This window comes from Streptomyces sp. NPDC059679 (assembly GCF_042734105.1).
Taxonomy (GTDB): Bacteria; Actinomycetota; Actinomycetes; order Streptomycetales; family Streptomycetaceae; genus Streptomyces.
In genome coordinates, this window is record NZ_JBHWES010000034.1 from 18,943 (window position 1) to 41,510 (window position 22,568).

Annotated in this window: 20 protein-coding genes; 12 read left to right on the forward strand and 8 right to left on the reverse strand. The window is 70.7% G+C overall.

Translation table 11 applies throughout. From position 1 onward, the window contains the following. Nucleotides 1–25: 25 nt before the first annotated feature. Nucleotides 26–2,338, reverse strand: a complete 2,313-nt coding sequence (locus tag ACFV2X_RS30980; protein ID WP_385622722.1) for a D-alanyl-D-alanine carboxypeptidase — start codon at nt 2,336–2,338, stop codon at nt 26–28. A 259-nt stretch (nt 2,339–2,597) separates the two neighbouring features. Here ACFV2X_RS30980 and ACFV2X_RS30985 point away from each other — a divergent pair, with 259 nt between their 5' ends. From ACFV2X_RS30985 to ACFV2X_RS30995, 3 genes are all read left to right on the forward strand, one after another. After that, complete coding sequence (locus tag ACFV2X_RS30985; RefSeq protein WP_385622724.1) at nt 2,598–3,347, forward strand: GPP34 family phosphoprotein; 750 nt, start codon at nt 2,598–2,600, stop codon at nt 3,345–3,347. A gap of 336 nt (nt 3,348–3,683) precedes the next feature. After that, nucleotides 3,684–4,568 (forward strand): helix-turn-helix domain-containing protein, encoded by an 885-nt coding sequence (locus ACFV2X_RS30990; protein ID WP_385622726.1) that lies wholly within the window; start codon nt 3,684–3,686, stop codon nt 4,566–4,568. Between the two features lie 195 nt (nt 4,569–4,763). Then, on the forward strand, nt 4,764–4,973 hold the full coding sequence (locus ACFV2X_RS30995) for a DUF397 domain-containing protein (protein ID WP_385622728.1): 210 nt from the start codon (nt 4,764–4,766) through the stop codon (nt 4,971–4,973). A 123-nt stretch (nt 4,974–5,096) separates the two neighbouring features. On the opposite strand, the gene ACFV2X_RS31000 is transcribed toward ACFV2X_RS30995, so the two are convergent. Beyond that, on the reverse strand, nt 5,097–5,948 hold the full coding sequence (locus ACFV2X_RS31000) for a hypothetical protein (protein ID WP_385622729.1): 852 nt from the start codon (nt 5,946–5,948) through the stop codon (nt 5,097–5,099). Between the two features lie 147 nt (nt 5,949–6,095). On the opposite strand from ACFV2X_RS31000, the gene ACFV2X_RS31005 reads away from it, so the two are divergent. From ACFV2X_RS31005 to ACFV2X_RS31015, 3 genes are all read left to right on the forward strand, one after another. After that, nucleotides 6,096–7,277, forward strand: a complete 1,182-nt coding sequence (locus ACFV2X_RS31005; RefSeq protein ID WP_385622731.1) for a PLP-dependent aminotransferase family protein — start codon at nt 6,096–6,098, stop codon at nt 7,275–7,277. 125 nt (nt 7,278–7,402) lie between these two features. Further along, nucleotides 7,403–8,185, forward strand: a complete 783-nt coding sequence (locus ACFV2X_RS31010; protein ID WP_385622733.1) for an SDR family oxidoreductase — start codon at nt 7,403–7,405, stop codon at nt 8,183–8,185. Nucleotides 8,186–8,571: 386 nt separating this feature from the next. Further along, nucleotides 8,572–10,143 carry a sodium:solute symporter family protein gene (locus tag ACFV2X_RS31015; protein WP_385622735.1) on the forward strand — a complete coding sequence of 524 codons (1,572 nt, stop codon included), beginning with the start codon at nt 8,572–8,574 and terminating at the stop codon, nt 10,141–10,143. Between the two features lie 34 nt (nt 10,144–10,177). On the opposite strand, the gene ACFV2X_RS31020 is transcribed toward ACFV2X_RS31015, so the two are convergent. The 4 genes from ACFV2X_RS31020 to ACFV2X_RS31035 all read right to left on the reverse strand — a co-directional run bounded on the left by ACFV2X_RS31020 (nt 10,178) and on the right by ACFV2X_RS31035 (nt 13,607). Then, a complete protein-coding gene (locus tag ACFV2X_RS31020) occupies nt 10,178–10,705 on the reverse strand; it encodes a DUF1772 domain-containing protein (protein WP_385622738.1) in 528 nt (175 codons plus the stop codon). Between the two features lie 98 nt (nt 10,706–10,803). Next, nucleotides 10,804–11,241: a nuclear transport factor 2 family protein gene (locus tag ACFV2X_RS31025; RefSeq protein WP_385622740.1), complete on the reverse strand. Its 438-nt coding sequence runs from the start codon at nt 11,239–11,241 to the stop codon at nt 10,804–10,806. A gap of 117 nt (nt 11,242–11,358) precedes the next feature. Further along, the gene (locus tag ACFV2X_RS31030; RefSeq protein WP_385622742.1) at nt 11,359–12,501 is read right to left on the reverse strand and encodes an ADP-ribosylglycohydrolase family protein; all 1,143 of its coding nucleotides are present in this window, start codon (nt 12,499–12,501) and stop codon (nt 11,359–11,361) included. Between the two features lie 221 nt (nt 12,502–12,722). Continuing rightward, nucleotides 12,723–13,607 (reverse strand): NAD(P)-dependent oxidoreductase, encoded by an 885-nt coding sequence (locus ACFV2X_RS31035; RefSeq protein ID WP_385622743.1) that lies wholly within the window; start codon nt 13,605–13,607, stop codon nt 12,723–12,725. A gap of 166 nt (nt 13,608–13,773) precedes the next feature. Between ACFV2X_RS31035 and ACFV2X_RS31040 the strand changes: the two genes are divergently transcribed. The 5 genes from ACFV2X_RS31040 to ACFV2X_RS31060 all read left to right on the forward strand — a co-directional run bounded on the left by ACFV2X_RS31040 (nt 13,774) and on the right by ACFV2X_RS31060 (nt 17,178). Continuing rightward, nucleotides 13,774–14,340 carry a hypothetical protein gene (locus ACFV2X_RS31040; protein ID WP_385622746.1) on the forward strand — a complete coding sequence of 189 codons (567 nt, stop codon included), beginning with the start codon at nt 13,774–13,776 and terminating at the stop codon, nt 14,338–14,340. A gap of 59 nt (nt 14,341–14,399) precedes the next feature. After that, complete coding sequence (locus ACFV2X_RS31045) at nt 14,400–15,140, forward strand: Clp protease N-terminal domain-containing protein (protein WP_385622748.1); 741 nt, start codon at nt 14,400–14,402, stop codon at nt 15,138–15,140. Nucleotides 15,141–15,211: 71 nt separating this feature from the next. Beyond that, nucleotides 15,212–16,105 (forward strand): virginiamycin B lyase, encoded by an 894-nt coding sequence (locus ACFV2X_RS31050; protein ID WP_385622751.1) that lies wholly within the window; start codon nt 15,212–15,214, stop codon nt 16,103–16,105. Between the two features lie 72 nt (nt 16,106–16,177). Next, on the forward strand, nt 16,178–16,471 hold the full coding sequence (locus tag ACFV2X_RS31055; protein WP_385622753.1) for a hypothetical protein: 294 nt from the start codon (nt 16,178–16,180) through the stop codon (nt 16,469–16,471). Continuing rightward, nucleotides 16,468–17,178 (forward strand): type 1 glutamine amidotransferase, encoded by a 711-nt coding sequence (locus ACFV2X_RS31060; protein WP_385622756.1) that lies wholly within the window; start codon nt 16,468–16,470, stop codon nt 17,176–17,178. The genes ACFV2X_RS31055 and ACFV2X_RS31060 overlap by 4 nt, the downstream gene beginning before the upstream one ends. Here ACFV2X_RS31060 and ACFV2X_RS31065 read toward each other — a convergent pair. Further along, entirely contained in the window at nt 17,175–19,778 is a 2,604-nt protein-coding gene (locus ACFV2X_RS31065) for a bifunctional FO biosynthesis protein CofGH (protein WP_385622759.1), read from the reverse strand. The genes ACFV2X_RS31060 and ACFV2X_RS31065 overlap by 4 nt on opposite strands. A gap of 190 nt (nt 19,779–19,968) precedes the next feature. Between ACFV2X_RS31065 and ACFV2X_RS31070 the strand changes: the two genes are divergently transcribed. Continuing rightward, a complete protein-coding gene (locus ACFV2X_RS31070) occupies nt 19,969–21,504 on the forward strand; it encodes a CehA/McbA family metallohydrolase (protein ID WP_385622762.1) in 1,536 nt (511 codons plus the stop codon). 95 nt (nt 21,505–21,599) lie between these two features. Here the strand turns inward: ACFV2X_RS31070 and ACFV2X_RS31075 are convergent, their stop codons facing one another. After that, on the reverse strand, nt 21,600–22,565 hold the full coding sequence (locus tag ACFV2X_RS31075; RefSeq protein ID WP_385622765.1) for an SDR family oxidoreductase: 966 nt from the start codon (nt 22,563–22,565) through the stop codon (nt 21,600–21,602). Between the last annotated feature and the right edge of the window lie 3 nt (nt 22,566–22,568).

A 22,568-nucleotide genomic window follows, 5' to 3' on the forward strand; every position in this document is an offset into this window, starting at 1 on the left:
ACCAGGCGGTGTGTCTCCCGCCGGATCAGACGATACGGACCAGCTTGGAGCCGAACGACGGCTCGGACAGATCGCTCTGCAGCGCGACCGGCACCTTCACCTGGGCCGAGCCGCTGCCTACGGCCAGCTGGCCGACAACCGTGCCCGCCTTGGCCGTATGCGGCACGACCTTGCCGCCGTCGATCAGCTCCAGCTCCACCTCGAGGCCACCCCAGCCGACGGCCGTCACGTCCTTGGTCGCGACGACCGGGGTCGTGCCGCCCAGGCCGTCGTCGACGTGGCCGACGACCTCGCCCTTCTTCGCCACCGTGGCGGAGGTGAGGCCGTCCTGCACCGCCGTGATGAGCTTGTAGCTGTTGGTCTGCACCAGATCCAGGCTGTTCTGCAGGATGCCGGGCGCCCGCTGCTCCAGGACGACGCCGAGGATCAGCCGCTTGTTGCCGTCGATGGTCTTCTCCGCGCCCCACATCAGCGCACCGCCGGCCGGGGTGCTCGAACCGGTCTTGATGCCGACCACACCGGGCTTCACCAGCAGATTGTTGTTGTTGTAGATCTTGCTGCCAGGAGTCTTGAGGCCGGGAACGCTGATGTTGGGCGTCGCCACGACCGACCGGAACGCCTCGCTCTTCATCACCGCCCTGGCCAGCTTGAGCTGGTCGGACGCGGTGCTCTTGGTGGTCGCCTTGAAGCCGCTGGGGTCGGTGTAGACGGTGTTCTTCATGCCCAGGTCCTTGGCGGCGTCGTTCATCTTCTTCACGAACGCCGCCTCCGACCCCGAGTCCCAGCGGGCCAGCTGCCGGGCGATGTTGTTCCCGGACGGAATGAGCAGCATCTGGAGCATCTGGAGCTCGTTGTACGTCTGGCCCTCGTCCACCTCGACCCGCGACTCGTCCTCGGACCCCGACTCCTTGCCCGCCTGGGCGTCGATCTTGATCGTCGGGCCCTCCTCGTCCGCCTTGAGCGGGTGCCCCTTGAGGACGACGTACGCCGTCATCACCTTGGTGACACTGGCGATCGGCACCTGCTTCTGCGCCCCGGAGGTGCCCAGGCTGCCCAGCCCCTCCACCTCGACCGCGGACTGCCCCTGCTCCGGCCAGGGGAGCGACATCTTGGCGCCGTCGAAGGTGTATGTGGCGTCGGCCACCTTCAGCTCGGGGTCCGGCAGCGGACGCACCGACTGCACCACGCCGAGGATGATGATGAGGAGCACCGCGAGCGGCGTCCAGATCTTGACCCGCCGCACAGCGGTCCGCAGCGGGGTCTCCGGCGGGGGCGGGGTGTTGGTCAGCTGCGCCAGCAGATCGAGCGGCGGCAGCGGCTGCTGCTTCGTCCGCTCCGACTCGGGCAGCGGCTGCTGCTTCGTCCGCTCGGACTCCGGCAGCGCGGGCTGCGCGGAGGGGCGCGCCGGGGGCCGGGTGGGCGGGGCGTCGGCCGATCTCAGGGGTACGAAGCGGCTGGTGCGCTCGTTGTCTCCCCCAGCTACCGCTGGGAGGTGCCCCCTCTCTGGGCGCTCGGCGCCGGGGGCCTTCTTCCCGTCCTTCTCGTCGGGCTTGCCGGGCTCGGGCTTGTCGGCGGGCTTTTCGGCGGCCTTGGCGTCAGCCTTGACATGAGCGGGCTTCGCTTCGGCCGCCTTGCCGTCGGCGGGCTTGCCTGCGTCAGGCTTGTCTGCGGCGGGCTCTTCCTTGGCAGGGGTCTTGAGGGTCTTGAAGACGGCGGTCGGCCGGTCGATGCCCGTACCGACGGCAGGCTCGTCGCCCTTCTCGCCACCTTCGTCCGGCTTGTCGGCCTTATCCGCTTCATCCACCTTGTCGGCCTTTTGGGCCCACCGGGGAGCTTCCTTGTGCCGCAGCAGCCCGAAAGCCGCCGTGGGTCGATCGACGGGCGCATCCGAGTCCTCGCCGCCCGACTCGGACTCCGGCGAGACCTTCTCGTCGGCCGCCTCGCCGTCGTCGGGCGTGCGCTTCAGCGTGCGGAACACCGCCGTACGCCGGTCCACCGGCTCGCCCGACGCCCCCTCATCCGACTCGCCGGACCCCTCGGCCGACTCCCCGGCCGACCCCTCAGCCGCCTTTTCATCCGATTCGTCCGCAGATTGTGCGTCGTCGACGGATTTGCCGGTTTCACCGGAATCACTGGATTCGCTTTCGCGAACAGCGGGTTCCGCTTCCCGTTCCGCTTCGGCCGCCGCCTCCGGCTCCTCGTCCGCGACGGCGACCGCCGATTTGCCGCCCTCGGCCTCCCCTTCATGGAAGACCGCGAGCCGTGGGTCGCGCTCACCGCGAGTCGTCTCCCCCGACGACTTCCGCTGCTCCGACTTGTCGGGGGACTCGCCCGCCACCGATGCCTCCTTGTAATACCTTTTACGGGACGCGAGCCGCCTTCCGGCTTCACGTCCCGCCGCCCCAACCAACTACCAGTGTCCCGTGTGCCCCGAGTGCTGCCGCGCCACGGCACCCTGACGGAGCGCCTTCAACAGGGCGCCCACCCGATAGACGAGAAAGACATACCTATCGGTTCCATATCAAATCCCTCAGGCACTCTCGACAGACCAATGTGAGAGGGGTCACCCTGTCATTCATCCACGCGGGGAGGCATGGATGGGCAGGAGCCGCAGAACAATTCCGGAGGAGCTTCTGCTGCTCGCCTTGGACCCGACCACGGGAACCACGGCGCAGCCGCAGTCGCTCGACCTCGGTCTTGCCGGAGCCCAGCTAGTAGAGCTGGCTCTGGCCGGACGGATAGCCCCAGACGGGGATCGTATCGCCGTGGTGCTGCCACGGCCGACCGGAGATCCGACACTGGACTCCGCGCTGGAGCTGCTGCGCCGTCGCGGCAGCCCGGTCCGCGCGGTCCACTGGATCGGCGGGCCCCGGCTGGGGCTGCGCCAGACGTATCTCACGCACCTGGAGCGCTGCGGCATGGTCAGTGCCGTGGAGGGCCAGATGTGCGGGGTACTGCCGACGACTCGCTACCAGGCGACGGAGACGGCCATCAGCCGGGAGATCAGGGCCCGGCTGGACAGCGCGATCCGCACCGGCGTGCCGCCGGACCCGCGGACCGCGGCGCTCGCCGCCCTGGCCCATGCGGTCGGGCTCGGCAAGCACCTGTATCCCGGGAACGAGGGGCGCTCCTCGCGCTCCAGGCTCCGGGATCTGATCAGGCACGACCCCATGGGCGGACTCGTGGCGCACGCCGTCATGGACGTGCAGAACGGTGTCGCGGCGCAGCCACGGCGCGCACCGGCCCCAGGAGGCCGCCAGCCGGGAGCGCGGCCCTCCGTGCCCGCGTCCGGCGTTCCGGCCCAGCCGTCCCGCCGCGGGAGCATGGCCCGCGTCGGAGCGCGCTGAGCCCGGCGCACACCCGCTCCACCCGACCGACCGCACCACACAGTCCCCACCGACCCGGTTCGGGAGCCGCTGACGCGCGCGGGGCGGTGGGTCGGCCTGTCCTCCGAGGACGGCCGGCCCGCCGCCCCGCGCGCTCGTTCTTACCAAGCCTCGGGCGGCCGCCCGGGCGGCCCGAGGCCGACGCGAGCCGCGCGCATCGTTGGCCGTGCCTGCCGCGCGCGTCGGGTGTGCCCCGAGAGGCACCCTGTGCGGCCATTTCCCAGCGCGGCGCGGACCGGTAGTGGCAGGCTGCTGAACAGCATGAATCAGCAGTACGAAGCCGGAGGTGCACGTCCCGTGACATCGAACGTCGGCCCCACGGTCAGGCGACGCCGATTGGGCCAGGAACTCCGCAGGCTCCGCCAGGAGAAGGGGATGACGGCGGAGGAGGTGGCCGAGGAGCTGATGGTCTCCCAGTCGAAGATCAGCAGACTGGAGAACGGCCGCCGCAGCATCAGCCAGCGCGACGTACGCGACCTGTGCCGCACCTACAAGGTCGAGGACAAGGCACTCGTCGATTCCCTTATGCAAATGGCCAAGGAATCCCGCCAGCAGGGCTGGTGGAACGCCTTCGGCGACGTCCCGTACAGCGTCTACATCGGATTCGAGACCGACGCGGCATCGCTGCGGGTCTATGAACCGCAGGTGCTCCCGGGCCTGTTGCAGACCCCGGAATACGCCGAGGCGGTGATCAGCGGCGCACTGCCGGAGGCCCCGCAGGAGCAGATCGCCCAGCGGGTCCAGGTCCGCCTCAGGCGGCAGGAGCGGATCACCGACCCGGTCACACCGCTCCGGCTGTGGGCGGTCGTGGACGAGGCGGCGATGCGCCGGGTGGTCGGCAGCCCGAAGGTCATGAGCGATCAGCTGGACTATCTGGTGCGGATGAGCCACGAGCCGCATGTGACGGTGCAGGCGCTGCCGTTCGGCATGGGCTCCCATCCGGGGATGAGCGGGCAGTTCACCATCCTCGAGTTCTCGGACGAGTCGGACACCAGCGTCGTCTACCTGGAGGGCGTGACCAGCGACCTGTATCTGGAGAAGCACACCGATGTGCAGAGCTACAGCATGATGTACGAGCATCTGCGGGCCCAGGCGCTGAACGCGGACCAGAGCCGTCAGTTCATCACGGAGGTGGCGCGGGACCACGCGAGCCGGCGCGAGGAGGAACGCGAAGAGAGCTGAACCGCGAGCTGAACCGCGCGCTGAGTGGACGCCAAAAGACCGGACCCTACACCTCCGCACCACGGCGCGGAAGGGGCCAATGGAATATGCCATCCGGTCGAGTGAACAACCGGCTTTCCCGACGATGTTGACGAGTAACGTCGGTCTCGCCTCCAAACGGGGTGCATCTCATCAACAAAACGTATCGGAGCAAAAGTGTCCATTCAGCAAGGAAAGACGAGTATGTGGGTGAAATCCTCGTACTCGGCGGGAAATGGTGCCTGCGTGGAAGTAGCCTCTCCCGTCGTCGACGAGGTGGCCGTACGCGACTCCAAGGACCCGCACGGCCCGACCCTCAGCTTCGCTCCGGGTTCGTGGTCGACCTTCGTCTCCGATGTCCGCCGTGGGGCCTTCGACCTCGGCTGACCTCCGCCACCCGCCCTTCGGGCACCGAGCCCTCTCGTCCGGCCGCCGTCCCTGCCGAGAGGGCTCGCCGCTGTCCGGACGCGGTCGAGCGGGTGCGGTGGGCGCGGCCTGTGGCACGCGTCCTCACCGCAGTTCGTCGACGTAGCGGTCGGTGCCGGGCACTGTCGGGATGAACGGCGCCACCAGTTCGACGCGGCCGAGCCCCGAGCGGGCCACGTCCTCGTCAAGCCCGGTGAAATGCCCCTCCCAGCACTCGCGCGGGTCCCGCTGCAGGAACCACAGCAGCGTCAGCCGCGTGTCCACCCCCTCCACCTGCTTCACATACGACATCCGGTCCAGCGGCAGCGGCGTCGGCCGGAAGACGGTGACCATCGCCGCGGGCGAGCCCGCCAGGCGCTTGGGCAGATGTCTGGCCCGCAGCCACTCCAGAAGCTCGGCGCGGGCCTCGGGGCCCTCGGCGTCCACGACCTCGACGACCAGCCCGGCGTAGGGGTGGTCGAGGGCGTGGAAGTCGCGGGGGCCCGCCGCGCCGTCCCGGTAGACGGTCGCCTCATGGTCCTGGAACGCCGTGAAGACATGCGTACGGTCCTGGTAGACGCGGCCGTCCCGGTTGAGCCGCTTGTTGATGCCGACGGTCCACTTCATATGCTCCGCGTAGCGTCCCTCGGTGAGCCAGTAGACCGTGATGTAGCAGCCCGCGGTGACCGGCTGGGCGACCGCGGACTTCTCCGGGTAGCGCAGCTGCCGCAGTTCGCGGGTGGCGACCCAGCGGCGGCCCGCGAACATCCAGGGCATGGCCATGGCCCCGGCGATGAAGTGGTCGTCCTCGTACCAGCGGTTGTAGGCGTATTCGTGACCGGGGTGCGGCTCGACCATGGTGATCAGGGCGTGTCCCGGGCGCACTCCGTACGGGCCGGCGGAGGCCAGTTCCGCGTACGCTTCGGCGCGCGTGTCCTCACTCGAGTCACTGCTCATGTCCTCCATATGTAGCTGACGTCACGTCAGATGGGGAGGGTCGCGACCGTATCGCGGACAAAGCGGTTGCCCTGTGCACTGATCTCTTTAGGCTGCATACGACAGCGGAAACGTCCGCGCCGACGTCCGTACCAGCGAAGGAGCCCCATGCGTGCCGACCTCCCCGCCCTCGCGACCCGAGCGGCCTCGGTCGCCGGCTCCCCGGTACGGGACATCCTCGCGCTCACCGCGCGCCCCGAGGTGATCTCCTTCGCCGGCGGGCTGCCGGCGGCCGAGCTCTTCGACGCGGAGGCGATACGGGCGGCCTTCGACCGGGTCCTCGCCGAGGCCCCGCGCGAGGCCCTCCAGTACTCGACGACCGAAGGCGACCCCGCCCTGCGCGCCGCCACCGCGGCCCGCCTCACCGCGCGCGGGCTGCCGACCGACCCCGACGCGCTGCTCGTCACCAGCGGCTCACAGCAGGCGCTGACCCTGCTGGCCACGGCGCTGCTGGAGCCGGGCGACACGGTCGTGGTCGAGGACCCCACCTACCTGGCCGCGCTCCAGTGCTTCTCCTTCGCGGGCGCGCGGATCGTGTCCGTGCCGAGCGACGAGGACGGCCTCGACCCGGCCGCGCTCGACGCGCTGGTCGAGCGGGAACGGCCCAAGCTCCTCTACACCATCCCGACCTTCCAGAACCCCACCGGCCGCACCCTCCCCGCCGAGCGCCGCCGCGCGGTGGCGGAGGTCGCGGAGCGGCGCGGGCTGTGGATCGTCGAGGACGACCCGTACGGGGAGCTGCGCTTCGCGGGCGAGCCGGTGCCGTGGATCGCGAGCCTCCCGGAGGCCGCCGACCGCACCGTACTGCTCGGCAGCTACTCCAAGATCATGGCGCCGGGCCTGCGCCTCGGCTGGCTCCGCGCCCCCGCGACCCTCCGCCGCGCCTGCGCCATCGCCAAGCAGGCCGCCGATCTCCACACCCCGACGGTCACCCAGATGGCCGCCGCCCGCTACCTGACCGACTCCGACCTGGACGCCCACCTCACCCACGTCCGCGACGCCTACCGCGACCGCCGGGACGCCCTCCTCGCGGGCCTCCCCGAGGCCCTGCCCGACGGCTCCCGCTGGAACCGCCCCGACGGCGGCATGTTCGTCTGGGCCTCCCTGCCCGAGGGCTACGACGCGACGGAGCGACTGCGCGTGGCGGTCGAACACGATGTGGCGTACGTGCCGGGTGCCCCGTTCTTCGCGGCCGCCCCGGACCCGGCGGCGATGCGACTGTCGTTCGTCACCCACACACCGGACGAGATCGCGGAGGGACTGCGCCGTCTGGCAAAGGCCCTGCGCTAGGCGACTCGCGGCGGCGTGGGTATGGCCTTCTCGGTGTGCGCGTCCTAGCCTGACGCCCCCGATCTGACGCTGCGTCAGTTTGTTGACGCCGTCGGATCATCGCGATCACCCCGGGGAGGCGCCCCATGCTGCTGCGCGACAAGACCGTCATCGTCTCGGGCGTCGGCCCCGGTCTCGGCCTGCGGGTCGCGGCGGCGTGTGTGCGGGACGGGGGCAACGCCGTGCTCGGGGCGCGGACGGAGGCCCAGTTGGCGAAGGCCGCCGCCGAGGCCGACCCCGGGGGCGGGCACACCGCGTGGCGCGCGACCGATATCGCGGACGAGCGGCAGTGCGAAGCCCTCGCCGCGCTCGCGGTCGAGCGGTTCGGGGGGATCGACGCAGTTATCCATGTGGCGGCGCTGGACAGCTATATGGGCGGGCTGGAGGACGCCGACTTCGCCTCCTGGAGCCAGGTCGTCGACACCAACCTGTTCGGCACGCTCCGGATGACCCGCGCCTGCCTGCCCGCGCTCAAGCGGCGCGGCGGCTCGGTGGTGATGATCGGCACGCAGTCGTCGGTCGCCGCGCCCACCCAGGTGCAACAGGCCGCGTACGCCGCGTCCAAGGGCGCGCTCGTCTCCGCGATGTATTCGCTCGCGCGCGAGCTGGGCCCGCACCGGATCCGGGTGAACACCGTGCAGCCCGGCTGGATGTGGGGTCCGCCAGTGCAGGCGTACGTCACGTTCGCCGCGCATTCCGAAGGCGTACCGGAGCCCGAGGTGCTGGCCCGGCTCACCGATCGGATGGCGCTGCCCGAGCTGGCGACGGACGGGGATGTGGCGGAGGCCGCGGTGTTTCTGGCCTCCGACCGGGCGCGGGCGATCACCGGCCAGTCATTGCTGGTCAATGCCGGTGAACTGATGCGGTGACGCGAGCGTCGCAACAGGGATTGCTATAGCGGGGTTGCACAGAGGGATTGCACGGGGGTTGCGCCCTCCTTCTCCGGCCTGACGGGATCCCGCTCCCGTACGGCCCGTCCGTTGGTGCGGTCGAGCGTGTGCGTGCGCCTGGCGAAGTGCCCGCTCATCGTGGGTTCGCGGACGCGTTCACGACAACCGTCGGGTAGGTCAAGAAACCGCAAAATCGTTCTGTGCTCTGATTTGCGTTCACATTCGTGACCGGAAATCTCTTGACCGGCCGCCCGAACAAGCGGTTCAATCCCGGAAGTACCCCGCTCCCGCTCGGGGGAACCCGCCCATGACGAACGTCGCGGCGAAGTGCGGTCCTGTTCATAAGACGGACCCCTGGAGGGGGCATGAACAGTCTCGACTGGGCCGTACTCATCGGCTACTTCGGCGTGATGGTCGCCATCGGACTCTGGTCCCACAAGCGCGTGGACAACGTCAGCGACTTCTTCACCGCCGGCGGCAAGATGCCGTGGTGGCTCTCCGGTATCTCCCACCACATGTCCGGCTACAGCGCGGTCATGTTCACCGGCTATGCGGCCATTGCCTATCAATACGGCATCACGTCCTATGTCACCTGGTCATTCCCGATCGCCATCGGCATCGCGATCGGCTCCCAGCTCTTCGCGCCCCGGCTCAACCGGGTGCGCAGCAAACTGCGCGTCGCCTCGCCGCTCGAATACCTCAAGAACCGCTACAACCTGCCCACCCAGCAGGCGCTCGCCTGGTCCGGGGTGCTGCTGAAGATCGTCGACGTGGGCGCCAAATGGGCGGCCATCTCGACCCTGCTGTCCATCTTCACCGGCGTCTCCCTCAACCAGGGCATCCTGATCACGGGCGCGGTCACCGCCGTCTACTGCACGGTCGGCGGGCTGTGGGCGGACGCCCTCACCGAACTGGGCCAGTTCATCATCCAGTTCATCGCGGGCATCGCGATGCTGGTGGCCGTGCTCCACGAGCTGGGCGGCATCAGCTCGCTGTGGAACGTCTGGGACGACCTGCCGGACACGCACCACCAGCCGACGGTCGGCCCGTACACCATGACCTTCCTGCTCGCCTACCTCTTCATCAAGACCTTTGAATACAACGGCGGGATGTGGAACCAGGCGCAGCGCTACATGGCCACCGACAGCGCCCACTCCGCCAAGCGCTCGGCCCGTCTCTCCGCCATCCTGTGGTTCGTCTGGCCGCTGGTCCTCTTCTTCCCCATGTGGGTGGCGCCGCTGATCATCAAGACGGACAAGCCCGCCGACTCCTACGCGCTGATGGCGCAGGACCTGCTGCCGCACGGCCTGCTGGGCCTGGTCATCGTCGGCTTCTTCTCCCACACGATGGCGATGTGCTCCTCGGACGCCAACGCCATCGCGGCGGTCGTGACCCGCGACATCATGCCCGCGATCTTCAAGTCCGTACGGGAGTGGAGCACCCGTACCGGGCTGCTCGCGGCGCGCTACGCCACGCTGCTCTTCCTCGCCCTGTCCATGGCCATCGCCACGCAGGTCAACTCGGACTTCTTCGGCGACATCATCACCGTGGTGATCAAGTGGGTCGCCGGGCTCATGGGCCCGATCGCGATCCCGCTGATCCTCGGCCTGCTGCGCGTCTTCCGCAAGTCGGGTCCGACGGCGGCGCTGGTCAGCTGGGCGCTGGGGCTGGTCGCCTTCTATCTCGTGAACTACCCGATCAACGACGCGATCGACGGTGGTGTGAACCTGGAGTACCAGGTCTCCGTCCCGCTCGCGGTCTCGCTCGTGCTCTTCATCGGTATCGGCTACATCAAGCCGGAGGACACCCCGGAGCGCGACGCCATTCTCGACTCGATCAACTCGGATGACGACGGGCCGGGTTCATCGAGTGCCGCGCTGTCGGTGCCGAAGCAGGGCGCGACCGACCGGAGTTCGGTCGCCGGCGCGACGGACTGAGGCGCGGCGGCAGGCACCTGCGGGGCGGGACCTCTCATCCCGTGCCGCGGGTGCCTCCGCGGACGCTCACCACCAGGGCCCAGACGAGCAGGCCGAACGCCGCGGTGGAGGTGACCGCGCGCACCACGTTCCAGCGCACCCACCGCCCCTCGAACCGCTCACGCACCGCCGCCAGGTCCAGGTCGCCGATCCGGTCCGGATGGCCGGCGTCGGCCAGCGCGTCGTTCAGCGGGACATTGACCCGGAAGGTGATCACCAACATCACCAGGTAGAGGGCGACGGCGGCCACGATCAACGGCAGCGCGGACCGCCCCGCTCCGCGCAGATGCACCACGGCGGCCAGCACGGAGAGCAGCAGCGCGCCGCCGAAGATCAGGGCGAACCAGCCGTTGAGGATCGCCACGTTGATCCGCTGCATCGCGTCGACGAAGGTACGGTCGTCCGCCTGCCCGAGGCCGGGCATCACGGAGCACGCGTATCCGTAGAAGAGGCCCGCGCTCAGGCCGGTGGCCACGGTGGCGGCGATCAGCACGGGGGTCTGGAGGGCGTGGTTGTACGTCATGCCGTACAGCCAAGCGCGGCACGGCGAGACGGGCCATGGCCGAAAGGCTCGATGACATAAGCGAGCGTCTCAGGTCACGGCGGACGATATGACGTCGCTCAGGCGTCGGGTGTGCAGGCCACTGCGAACATCCGGCTGTCCTCGTATACGCAGTAGCGGACGATCAGCCCGTCCTCGACGGTCACCCGCACCGCGAACGGAGACCGGTAGCGCTTGCCCGTGGCGCGTACGGTGCCGGCCAGGGTCCCCATCACCACCGCCTCGGCCTCTTCCACCACGATGGCGTCGATCGTGTTTCCCTCCGGGTCCGGGGCCAGGCTCTCGCCCAGCTCGCGGAAGTGGGCGACGGCGTCGGCGCGGGTGGCGCGCGGGCGGATCCACGGGACGTCCGGGTTCTCGGCGATCTGCCAGTCGACCCGCTCGGCGAACAGTTCGCCGAGGCCCTGAAGGTCGCCGGCCGCCATCCGAGCCAGGAACTGCTGGACGGTGGCGCGGGTGCGCTCGCTGATGGTCATGTCGGCGGCGGTGGCGGCCATATCGGTCTCCTCGGTGCTGTTGCCGTGCGTTGCTGTTGCCGTGCGGTGCTGTGCACGATGCTCGCGCGGTCGAGGTGAGACGTCGATTACCGCTGAGGTAATGGCTGTAAGGGCGGGCTACGCACGCGGGTAGCGGGCCAGCCAGGCGGGGGCGGAGGCCGCCGGGCCGTGCAGGGCCGGGCCCTGCGTCATCTCCATCGCGAAGTCGTCGGCCAGCTCCAGCATCGTGCCGCGCCCCTCCAGCTCCGCCAGCCACGCGGGCGGCAGCGCGGTCTCGCCGTGCAGCGTGCCCAGGATGTTGCCGCACACCGCCGCCGTGGAGTCGCTGTCCCCGCCGTGGTTGACGGCGAGCAGCAGCCCGTGGTGCACGTCCTCGGCGACCAGCGCGCAGTACAGCCCGATGGCCAGGGCCTCGTCGCCGGTCCAGCCCTCCCCCAGGGACGCCACCCGCTCGGGCGTGGGCAGCCCCTGCCGTACGGCGCCGAGCGCGTATCGCAGCGCGTCGGTGGTCTCCTCGTGGCCGGGCCGGGTGGCCAGGTGGGCAAGCGCCCGCTGCACCGCCCCGTCCAGCGCGTCGCCGCGCGCGAGCCCGTGCACGATCAGGGCGAAGGCCCCGGCGGACAGATAGCCGGTGGGGTGCCCGTGGGTCTGCGCCGCGCACTCGATGGCCAGTTGGAAGACCAGCTGCGGCTCCCAGCCCACCAGCAGCCCGAAGGGCGCCGAGCGCATGACCGCGCCGCACCCCTTGGAATCGGGGTTCTTGGGGCTGTCGAGGGTGCCCATGGTCTCATCGGCCAGCCCGGTCAGACAGGCCCGGCCGGGCGCCCGCTGGGCGTACAGCCACTCCTCGCGGGCCAGCCAGCCCGCGTCCTTCCGCCGCTCGTCGGGCCCCCAGTCGCGCTGGGTGGCGTACCAGCGGCGGTAAGCGGCGTGGATGTCGGTGGGCGGGTGCCAGGCGCCCGTGTCGCGCCGTACCTGGGCGCGGATCAGCCCGTCCACGGTGAAGAGCGTCATCTGGGTGTCGTCGGTGACGCGGCCGCGCCGCCCGTACGCCGGGAGGAAGTCCGTGACGCCCTCGGGACCGTGCTCCGCCCGGATGTCGGCGAGCGAGGAGAACTCGACCGCGGCGCCCAGGGCGTCCCCGAGCGCACCGCCGAGCAGACAGCCGCGCACCCGGCTGCGGAAGTCCTGCTGCTCGGCGCGGCCCCATACGCCGGTCGCCGCACTGGCGGTTGCCGTCACGACGTTGCCCCTTCCCATCGACGCACGTACGGCCATTGGACTGGCTTTCGCACTGTAATCGACACCGAATGATCGCCTTCAGTCCGCCGATGATTGTGAAGGCGTCGACACGGAGGGCACTCGGGATCACCGCATTCCGAAACACTGAGCTAACAGAAGGGGACTGTTCGGGCACGCGGAAGAGGCCGGGCCCGGACTTCCGGACCCGGCCTCCTCAGGCCGCGCGGCAGGGCGTGCCGCTAGGCGACAGGCTTCCTGATGTCCTCGATGACGCTCGCGAAGCCGTCGCCACCACGGCCATCGGCGATCGCCCGCCCCATCAGGGCACGGACGGCCGCGAGCGGCCCGGAGTCCAGGCCCCGGGCCTCGCTCGTCTCCAGGATGTGATCGACGCCCGCCGCCTCCATCGTCAAATTGCCCAGATCCCCCGGATAGTTACGGTTGTCGATACCATCCGCGACCTGGTCCGCCATTGCGGGAAGAAGGGCGAAGAATTCCTTGATGTACGGCAGGAATTCCTTGGCCGTGACACCGTCCGCGCCCACCAGAGCGAGGGAATGGACCATGGCGGCCATACTGGAATAGAAGACATTGAGCAGCGCCAGGTCGTACAGCGGCGCGACCCCGTGGTCCGCGCCGAGATAACGGTTGTTTCCGCCCAGTGCCTTCAGCGTCGCCTCATACGCCTCGAACACCGACCGCGACCCGCTGTACAGAAGCAGGGCCTGCGGCGAACCGATGACCGGGGTCGGCACCATGATCGCCCCGTCGAGATAGTCGATACCGCGCCCCGCCGCCCACGCGGCGGCCTCGCGGGCCCGCTCCGGGGTGTCCGAGGTGAGGTTGACCAGCGCCCGCCCCGCCAACTCCGCACCCAGCGGCTCCAGGATCGCCTGGCTCACCTCGTAGTCCACGACGCATACGACCACGAGCTCGCCGGCCTTCACCGCCTCGGCGGGCGTCCGCGCCCGCACCGCCCCGCGGGCCACGAGGGCATCGGCCTTGTGCGCGGAGCGGTTCCATACGGTCGTGGGATGGCCCGCCGCCAAGAACGCCCCGGCCAGCGCCTGACCCATCGCGCCAAGACCGATGACCGTCACCGGCGCTCGGTTTTCACCTGCCATGACAGCACCACCTATTTCTTGCTTTCGAGTCCGTGATAAATCCCCTGCGCGCGCTGGGCTCTCATCGATCCTGTTATCCGCCGGGGCCGGACTCAAGTACCCACAAAAAAGTGCGTACTTACCCCCAGGTACGCGGGTGCGCGGCCACCCCGCTACGTTGGCCCGCATGTTCGACAAGAGCTTCTACGATCTGGCCTTCGGCGTGGACCCGGGCGGAGCCCGCAGGGACGCCCATTTCATCACCGCCACCCTGGACGAGGTGAAGCGCGAGCTGGCGTCGGACCTCGCCCAAGGGATCAACCTGTACCTGCTGTGCTGGTACGGCGCACGCCTGACACTGGACGTCTACCAGCAGGGGGAGCTGACGGAGTCCATAGACCTCCACCCCTTCATCACCATCTCCGTCGAGGGCTATCCGGACGTCACCTTCACAGGCCCGGGCGAGCCCGTCGGCTACGACTTCCGAGGTGACGGGGGAGACATCGAGGACGACGAAGACGACGAGGACGAAGACTTCGAGGACGAGGACGAGGACGAGGACGAAGACGAGGAGGACAACCTCGCCGACCGGCTGTTCATGGACGACCTCGGCGACACGGTCAAGGTCTCGGTCGACTGGGGCCGCGTCCCGGTGCCATCTCTCATCGGCGAGGTCGCGGGGCCGGACGACGAAGCCGTACTGCTGACCGGGGATCGCCTCGCCGAGTACGGCTATCAGGACTTCGAGGAGTGACACCACACCCGTGTCAACCTTCGGTTGACATGCCAGGGGTGTCAACCTAGGGTTGCCTCATGACGAATCCAGTCGGCATGACGACACCCGTCCGCCTCGACGACCTGATCGAGGCCATCAAGAAGGTCCACCCCCAGCCCCTCGACCAGCTCTCCGACGCGGTCATCGCCGCGGACCACCTGGGCGACGTGGCCGACCACCTGATCGGCCACTTCGTCGACCAGGCGCGCCGCTCGGGCGCGTCCTGGAGCGAGATCGGCCAGAGCATGGGCGTCACCCGGCAGGCGGCCCAGAAGCGCTTCGTCCCCAAGGACCCGGGCGAGCCGTCCGCCCTCGACCCCAACCAGGTCTTCGCCCGCTATACCCCCCGGGCCAAGAACGTCGTGATGGCCGCGATGAACGAGGCCCAGGCCGCCCGCAACCCCGAGATCCGCCCCGAGCACCTGATGCTCGGCCTCCTCAGCCAGCCCGGAGCCCTCGCCGCGAAGGCGATCATCGCCCAGGACGTCCTCCTGGACACCGTCCGCCAGGCCGCCACCGCGGCCCTGCCCCCCGCGGCCGACGAGGTCCCCGACCTCATCCCGTACGACGCGGCCTCCCGCAAGGTCCTGGAGCTCACCTTCCGCGAGGCCCTGCGGCTCGGCCACAACTACATCGGCACCGAGCACATCCTGCTCGCCCTCCTGGAGTACGAGGACGGCGCGGGCATCCTGGCCGGCCTCGGCATCGACAAGCCGGCCGCCGAGGCCCACCTCGCCCAGGAGCTGGCCGCCGTGCTGAAGGCCAAGTCCCAGGACTGACCTCAGCCGGCAAAAGCAGTTGCGCCTCTCACCCGTCGCAGACAAGGTGCCACGGTACGAGAGGAGTTGCTGTGCAGCGTTCTGAGGTCCCGGCCCTCACGGAGATCGTCGTGGCGGACAAGGAGGCCGGCCCCTACGGCATCGCGGCCGGCCCTGACGGGGCCCTGTGGATCACCTTCGTCCACAGCGGTCGCATCGCCCGTCTCACCCTCGACGGCGAACTCACCGAATATCCCCTGGACTCGCCCGAGTGCCGCCCCACGGTCATCACCCCGGGGCCCGACGGCGCACTGTGGTTCGCCCGCTCCCAGGACCACCGGCTCGGCCGTATCACGGTCGACGGCGAATCCGAATCCTTTCGCGTGCCGACGCCCGACAGCGGCCCCTTCGGCATCACCCCGGGTCCGGACGGTGCGCTGTGGTTCACCCAGATGAACACCGACCGCATCGGCCGCGCCACCACCAAGGGAGAGATCACCGAGTTCACCCTCCCCGTAGCGGGCGCCTTCCCCTCGGCGATCACCGCGGGCCCCGACGGAGCCCTCTGGTTCACGCTCAACCAGGCGAACGCGATCGGCCGCATCACCACCGACGGCGACATCGCCCTTCACCCCCTGCCCACCCCCGGCGCCGCCCCCGTGGGTATCACCAGTGACGGCACCGCCCTGTGGTTCGTCGAAATCGCGGCGGGCCAGATCGGCAGGATCTCGGTGGCCGGCGGAATCGAGGAGTTCCCGCTCCCCGACCGCACGGCCAAACCCCACGCCATCGTCGCGACCTCCGCCGGGGACTGCTGGTTCACCGAATGGGGAGCCAACAGCATCGGCCATATCACCGCGACCGGCGAGATCACGGAATACGACCTGCCGTCACCGTCATCGGAACCGCACGGCATCACGGTGGGTCCCGACGGTGCGCTCTGGGCGGCGCTCGAGACGGGAGCGGTCGCGCGGCTGGTGGTTTGAGGACATGCGGGACGCACTGTCCGTGCGCGCCGGGATCCGAGCGGGCGGGCGGCCGGGCGTATCGTTCCCGCCATGCGTTGTGCGATATGCGGATCCGGGCGGCTGAGCCCGGTCGGGGAGCTCACGTCGTCCGACTCGATGCACGACCGGCTGCGGCTGCAGTTTCGCCGTCCGGGGGCGTTCAAGGCGCGGCCGACGTTCCACGCCGGTTTCGCGCGGGCCTGTCGGGACTGCGGAGCGCTGCTGCCATTCCTCGGTGAGGAGGAGCGGCAGCGGTTGGACGCGGTGGCCAATGGGCTGGAGCGGGTCGAGGGCGGGCCGGCCGACCCCGATTCCGAGGGTTTCGAAGGCAAGGGCGCGCCGTGACCTCGCCTCGTGTGCTGGTCATCCGCAACGCCGAGCGCAGCGGGCCGGGCCGGCTGCTGCCGTGGCTGCGCGACGAGGGGCTGACCGTAGAAGAGCTGGCGGGCCCCGAGGCTCCGACCGATCCGGCCGGGTACGACGCCGTGGTGCTGCTCGGGGGCGGGTTTCTGCCGGACGATGACGCGTACGCACCATGGCTGCCGGCGCAGCGCGACCTCACGCGCCGGGCGGTGGCCGAGGGGGTGCCGTTGCTCGGGATCTGTCTGGGGGCCCAGGTGTTGGCCGTGGCGGAGGGCGGCCGGGTGGAGGGGTCGTACGGGGTGCCGGAGCGTGGCTCGTGCGCCGTCGAGTTGCGTACGGAGGCCGGAGAGGATCGGCTGCTGGCCGGGCTGCCGCGGCGGTTTCGGGCCATTCAGAACCACCGCGACCAGATCACGCGGCTCCCGCCCGGCTCGGCTCATCTGGCGCGGAGCGACGCGTGCCCGGTGCAGGCGTTCCGGGTCGGGGAGTGTGCCTGGGGCGTCCAGTTCCATCCCGAGGCCGGCGCTGACCGGCTCGACGGCTGGGACGAGGCGGCCCTGGCCGAGAAGGGTCTTGACCTGGCCGCCCTCCGCGCCGAGGCGCAGACGGCCGAGCCCGCGTCAACGCGCGCCGCGCGTCGGCTCGCGGCCAACTTCGCCGCCGTCGTGCGCGCCCGTGCAACCCTTTAGTCGCCCAGCACCGGCAGCAGCTCCGGCAGATGGCCGTCCGAGGCCAGGGCCGCCGCCTGGCGGTCGGCCGGAACCTCGCCGTAGGTGGTGGTGCGGGGGCGGGCCGGGCGGCCGGCCGACTCGGCGATGGCGACGAGGTCCTGGATGGAGCGGTACGAGCCGTAGGACGAGCCCGCCATACGGGAGATGGTCTCCTCCATCAGGGTGCCGCCCACGTCGTTGGCGCCGGAGCGCAGCATCTCGGCCGCGCCCTCCGCGCCCAGCTTGACCCAGCTGGTCTGGATGTTGGGGATATGCGGGTGGAGCAGGAGCCGGGCCATGGCGGTCACGGCGCGGTTGTCGCGGGCGGTGGGGCCGGGGCGGGCGATGCCGGCGAGGTAGACCGGGGCGTTGGTGTGGATGAAGGGGAGGGTCACGAACTCCGTGAAGCCGCCCGTCTCCCGCTGGATCCCGGCGAGCAGCCGCAGATGGCCCAGCCAGTGGCGGGGCTGGTCCACATGGCCGTACATCATCGTGGAGGAGGACCGGATGCCCACCTCATGGGCGGTCTTGATGACCTCGACCCAGGTGGCGGTGGGCAGCTTGCCCTTGGTGAGGATCCAGCGGACCTCGTCGTCAAGGATCTCGGCGGCGGTGCCGGGGATCGTGTCGAGACCGGCCTCGCGCGCGGCGGTCAGCCATTCGCGGATGGACAGGCCGGTGCGCGTCGCGCCGTTGACGACCTCCATCGGGGAGAAGGCGTGGACGTGCATGCCCGGCACGCGCTCCTTCACCGCCCGCGCGATGTCGAAGTAGGCGGTGCCGGGCAGGTCCGGGTGGATGCCGCCCTGCATGCACACCTCGACCGCGCCGACGTCCCACGCCTGCTGGGCGCGGTCGGCCACCTGGGACAGCGAGAGGGTGTAGGCGTCGGCGTCGGTGCGGCGCTGGGCGAAGGCGCAGAAGCGGCAGCCGGTGTAGCAGACGTTGGTGAAGTTGATGTTGCGGGTGACGATGTACGTGACGTCGTCGCCGACCGTGGCGCGGCGCAGGTCGTCGGCGATCCGGCACAGCGCGTCCAGCGCCGGGCCGTCGGCGTGGAGGAGGGCCAGCGCCTCGGGGTCGGTCAGCCGGGTGGGGTCGTCGGCGGCGACGGACAGGGCGGCGCGGACGTCCGCGTCGATACGGGAGGGGGCCATACCGGGCACCGCCGCCTCGCGCAGCGCCTCCCAGTCGCCGTACACCTCGTCGAAGTCGTCGCGGCGGTCGCCGGTGCGGCCGTCGGTGTCGATGGTGCGGTGCAGATCGGTGCGGCCGGAGGCGGTGAAGCCCTCGTCGGGCTCCTGCCAGGGCAGGCCGACCGGAGCTGCGTCCTCGCGGGCCAGGCCGGTGGCCGGATCGGCCAGGGCGCTGACATGGGGCAGCAGCCGGGGGTCGAGCCAGGGCTCGCCGCGCTGTACGAACTCGGGGTACACCGCGAGCCGTTCGCGCAGCCGGAAGCCGGCGGCGGCCGAGTGCTCGGCGAGCTCGTCCACCTGCGGCCAGGGGCGCTCGGGGTTGACATGGTCGATGGTGAGCGGGGAGACGCCGCCCCAGTCGTCGATACCGGCGCCGATGAGCCGTGTGTACTCCCCCTCGACCAGGTTCGGCGGCGCCTGGATGCAGGCGGCCGGGCCGAGGATATGGCGGGCGACGGCGACGGTGGCGACGAGGTCGTCAAGATCCGCGTCCGGCATACCGCGCATCGCCGTGTCCGGCTTGGCGCGGAAGTTCTGGATGATGACTTCCTGGATGCCGTGGTAGGCGCGCGCGACACGGCGCAGCGCGAACAGCGAGTCCGCGCGCTCCTCGTAGGTCTCCCCGATCCCGATCAGCAGCCCGCTGGTGAAGGGGACGGAGCTGCGCCCGGCGTCCTCCAGGACGCGTAGCCGCACGGCGGGTTCCTTGTCCGGGGAGCCGTAGTGCGGGCCACCGGGCTCGCTCCACAGCCGCTCGGCGGTGGTCTCCAGCATCATCCCCATGGAGGGGGCGACGGGCTTGAGCCGCTGGAAGTCCGTCCAGGTCATGGCGCCGGGGTTGAGATGCGGCAGCAGCCCGGTCTCCTCCAGGATGCGGATCGAGATGGCCCGTACGTACGCGATGGTGTCGTCGTAGCCCTCGGCCTCCAGCCACTCACGGGCCTCGGGCCAGCGGTCCTCGGGGCGGTCGCCGAGGGTGATGAGTGCTTCCTTGCAGCCCAGTTCGGCCCCGCGCCGGGCGATGGCGAGGACTTCGTCAGGGGACATGAACATCCCGTGGCCGGCGCGGCGCAGCTTGCCGGGGACGGTGACGAAGGTGCAGTAGTGACACTTGTCCCGGCACAGACGGGTCAGCGGGATGAAGACGCTGCGCGAGTACGTGATCACCCCGGCGCGGCCCGCGGCCTCCAGGCCCGCGTCACGGACCCGGGCCGCCGAGGCCGTCAGATCGGCGAGATCCGCCCCGCGCGCCTGGAGCAGCACGGCCGCCTCGGCGGCGTCCAGCGCCACGCCGTCGCGGGCGCGTTTGAGCGCGCGGCGCATGGCGTTGGAGGTGGGGGCAGCCTGGGCGGACGGCTCGGATCCCTGCGCGCTCGTGGTCATTCTCCGAGCATACGAGGGGTATGTGACACCGCCAGACCGCCCCACAAGGTGGGCTCGGGGCGCGTGGACGGCCGCGCGCATGTTCCCTCACGGCCATAGAGTTATCCACAGGCCTTTCCGTGCGTGTCACTCCCGCGTACAACGGTGTGAGCGCTGGTGACGGACGCCACGACGGCCACAGGGGGCACTCATGCAGCGACGCGACGTACTCAGACTCTCCGCCCTTGCGGGTGCGGCGGGCGTGCTCACACTCGATCCGGTGACCTTCGCCCAGGCAGAGGAGCGCGACGGCGGCGAGGGCGCCGGCGGAGCCGGCAGCGAGCAGACGAAGACGGTCACGGGCCATCTGCCCACCGGATCACCCGACTTCGTCTATCTGCCGGTGGAAGTTCCTCGCGGTGTCCGCGAGATCGCCGTCTCGTACTCGTACGACAGGCCGACGGTCCCGGCCGGCACCCAGGGAAACGCCTGCGACATCGGCATCTTCGACGAGCGCGGCACGGACCTCGGCGGGCGCGGCTTCCGCGGCTGGTCGGGCGGCGCCCGCACCGAGTTCGCGATCAGCGCCGAGCAGGCGACGCCCGCGTATCTGGCGGGGCCGGTGAAGGCGGGCACCTGGCATATCGTGCTCGGTCCCTACACGGTGGCTCCGCAGGGGCTCGACTACAAGGTCACCGTCACGCTGCGGTTCGGCGAGCCGGGCGAGACTCCGAAGCCGGTCTACCCGCCGCAGCGGGCCAAGGGGCGCGGCCGGGCCTGGTACCGGGGCGACTCCCATCTGCACACGATCCACTCCGACGGCAAGCGCACCCCGGCCGAGGTGGCCGCCGCCGCCCGGGCCGCCGGGCTCGACTTCATCACCACCACCGAGCACAACACCACGTCCTCGCATCCGGCCTGGGAGGGGCTGTGGGGCGATGACCTGCTGATCCTCACCGGCGAAGAGGTCACCACGCGCAATGGCCATGTGGTGGCCCTCGGCACCGACCCGGGCGTCTTCATCGACTGGCGCTACCGCGCCCGGGACAACGCCTTCGGGAAGTACGCCCGCAAGATCCGGCAGGCGGGCGGCCTGGTCATCCCGGCCCATCCGCACGGCACCTGCGTCGGCTGCAACTGGAAGTTCGGGTTCAACGACGCGGACGCGGTCGAGGTGTGGAACGCGGACTTCACCCCGGACGACGAGGTCACGGTGCAGGAGTGGGACAACACGCTGGTGGCCGCCGCCCGCGGCGACGGCCGCTGGCTCCCGGCCGTGGGCCACAGCGACGCGCACCGTGAGCCCCAGGTCGTCGGATTGCCGCAGACGGTGGTGCTCGCCGACGATCTGTCGCGTACGGCGATCCAGGACGGCATACGGGCCGGGCGCTGCTGGATCGCCGAGTCGTCGGCGATCGACCTCTCCTTCGAGGCGGTCGGCGGCCGCGGGCAGCACGCGGGCATCGGCGAGCGGCTGAAGGTCGGCCGGCAGGACGAGGTGACGGTCCGGCTGAAGGTCTCCGGCGTCGGCTCGGGCTGCACCATCCGGCTCATCACCGACCAGGGCCAGCTGTACGGCACGGCGATCCCCGACTCCGGGTCCGGCACCGCGGAATGGCGTACGACGGCGTCCTACGCGGCGTATGTACGGGCCGAGGTGCGCCACGCCCCGGCGGACGGCGGGGCGTCCGGGGTACCGGGCCGGATGGCGGCGATGACGAACCCGATCTGGCTGGGCGAGCGGTAGCGGACTCTTGGGGCCTCGGGGCCCGTCGGCCTCAGGCCGGTGGTCCCGATGGTCCCGGTGGTCCCTTGGTCCCGTCGGCGGCGCGAGATCACGGCCTATGGCGAGGGTACCGACCGTGGGATGAGCGCCGCGCGGACGCGTCGGCCGCCGTCCACCACCAGGTCGGTGCCGGTGATCCAGGACGCCTCGTCCGAGACCAGCCAGCGGACCGCACGTGCCACGTCGTCCGGTTCGCCGATGCGGCCGAGGGGGAGCGCGGCAGCCAGGGCGGGTTCGTCGGCCTCCCAGACGAAGCGGGCCATCTCGGTGCGTACCAGTCCCGGGGAGACCGCGTTGACGCGGACGTGCGGGGCCAGTTCGGCGGCGAGTTGGCGGGTGAGGCGGAGGAGGGCGGTCTTGCTGGCGCCGTAGGCGCCGACGCCGGGGCCGACGTCGTGGGTGCCCTCGGTGCAGATGTTGACGATCGCGCCACCGTGGTCGCGCATCCAGCCGCGCCAGGCCGCCTGGGTCAGGCGGAGCGGGGCCTCCACGTTGACCGTGAAGGCCGCCCGCCAGACGAGCGGGTCCGCGTCCATCAGCGGGCCGAACGGGGCGTTGGTCGCGGCGTTGTTGACCAGGATGTCGAGACGGCCGAATGCGGAAAGGGCGCGGGATACCGCCTCGTCGAGGTGGGCCGGGTCCGCCACGTCGCCCGGGCACGCGATGGCTCGCGGGCCCAGGCGGCGTACGGCGTCGGTCAGCCCGTCCGAGTCGCGCGCCGTGACACACACCGCCGCCCCGGCCTCCGCCAGCGCCTCCGCCACGGCGAGGCCGATGCCTCGGGAGGCGCCCGTGACCAGTGCGGCACGGCCCGCGAGGTCGGCACAGCCCGCGGGGTCGGCGGGCCTTGCGGGATCGGCGGGCCCGCCGCCGGGCCCGCCCGCCGTCGTGGCGGCTCCGGCAGGGCCGCCGGGTCCACCGGCACTGCTGCCCGGCCCGCCGCCACCGGTACCGCCACCGGGCCCGCCGGTAGCGTCGCCCGGCACGCCCGTACCGCCGCCCCGCCCGCCCGTAGCGCTCACCAC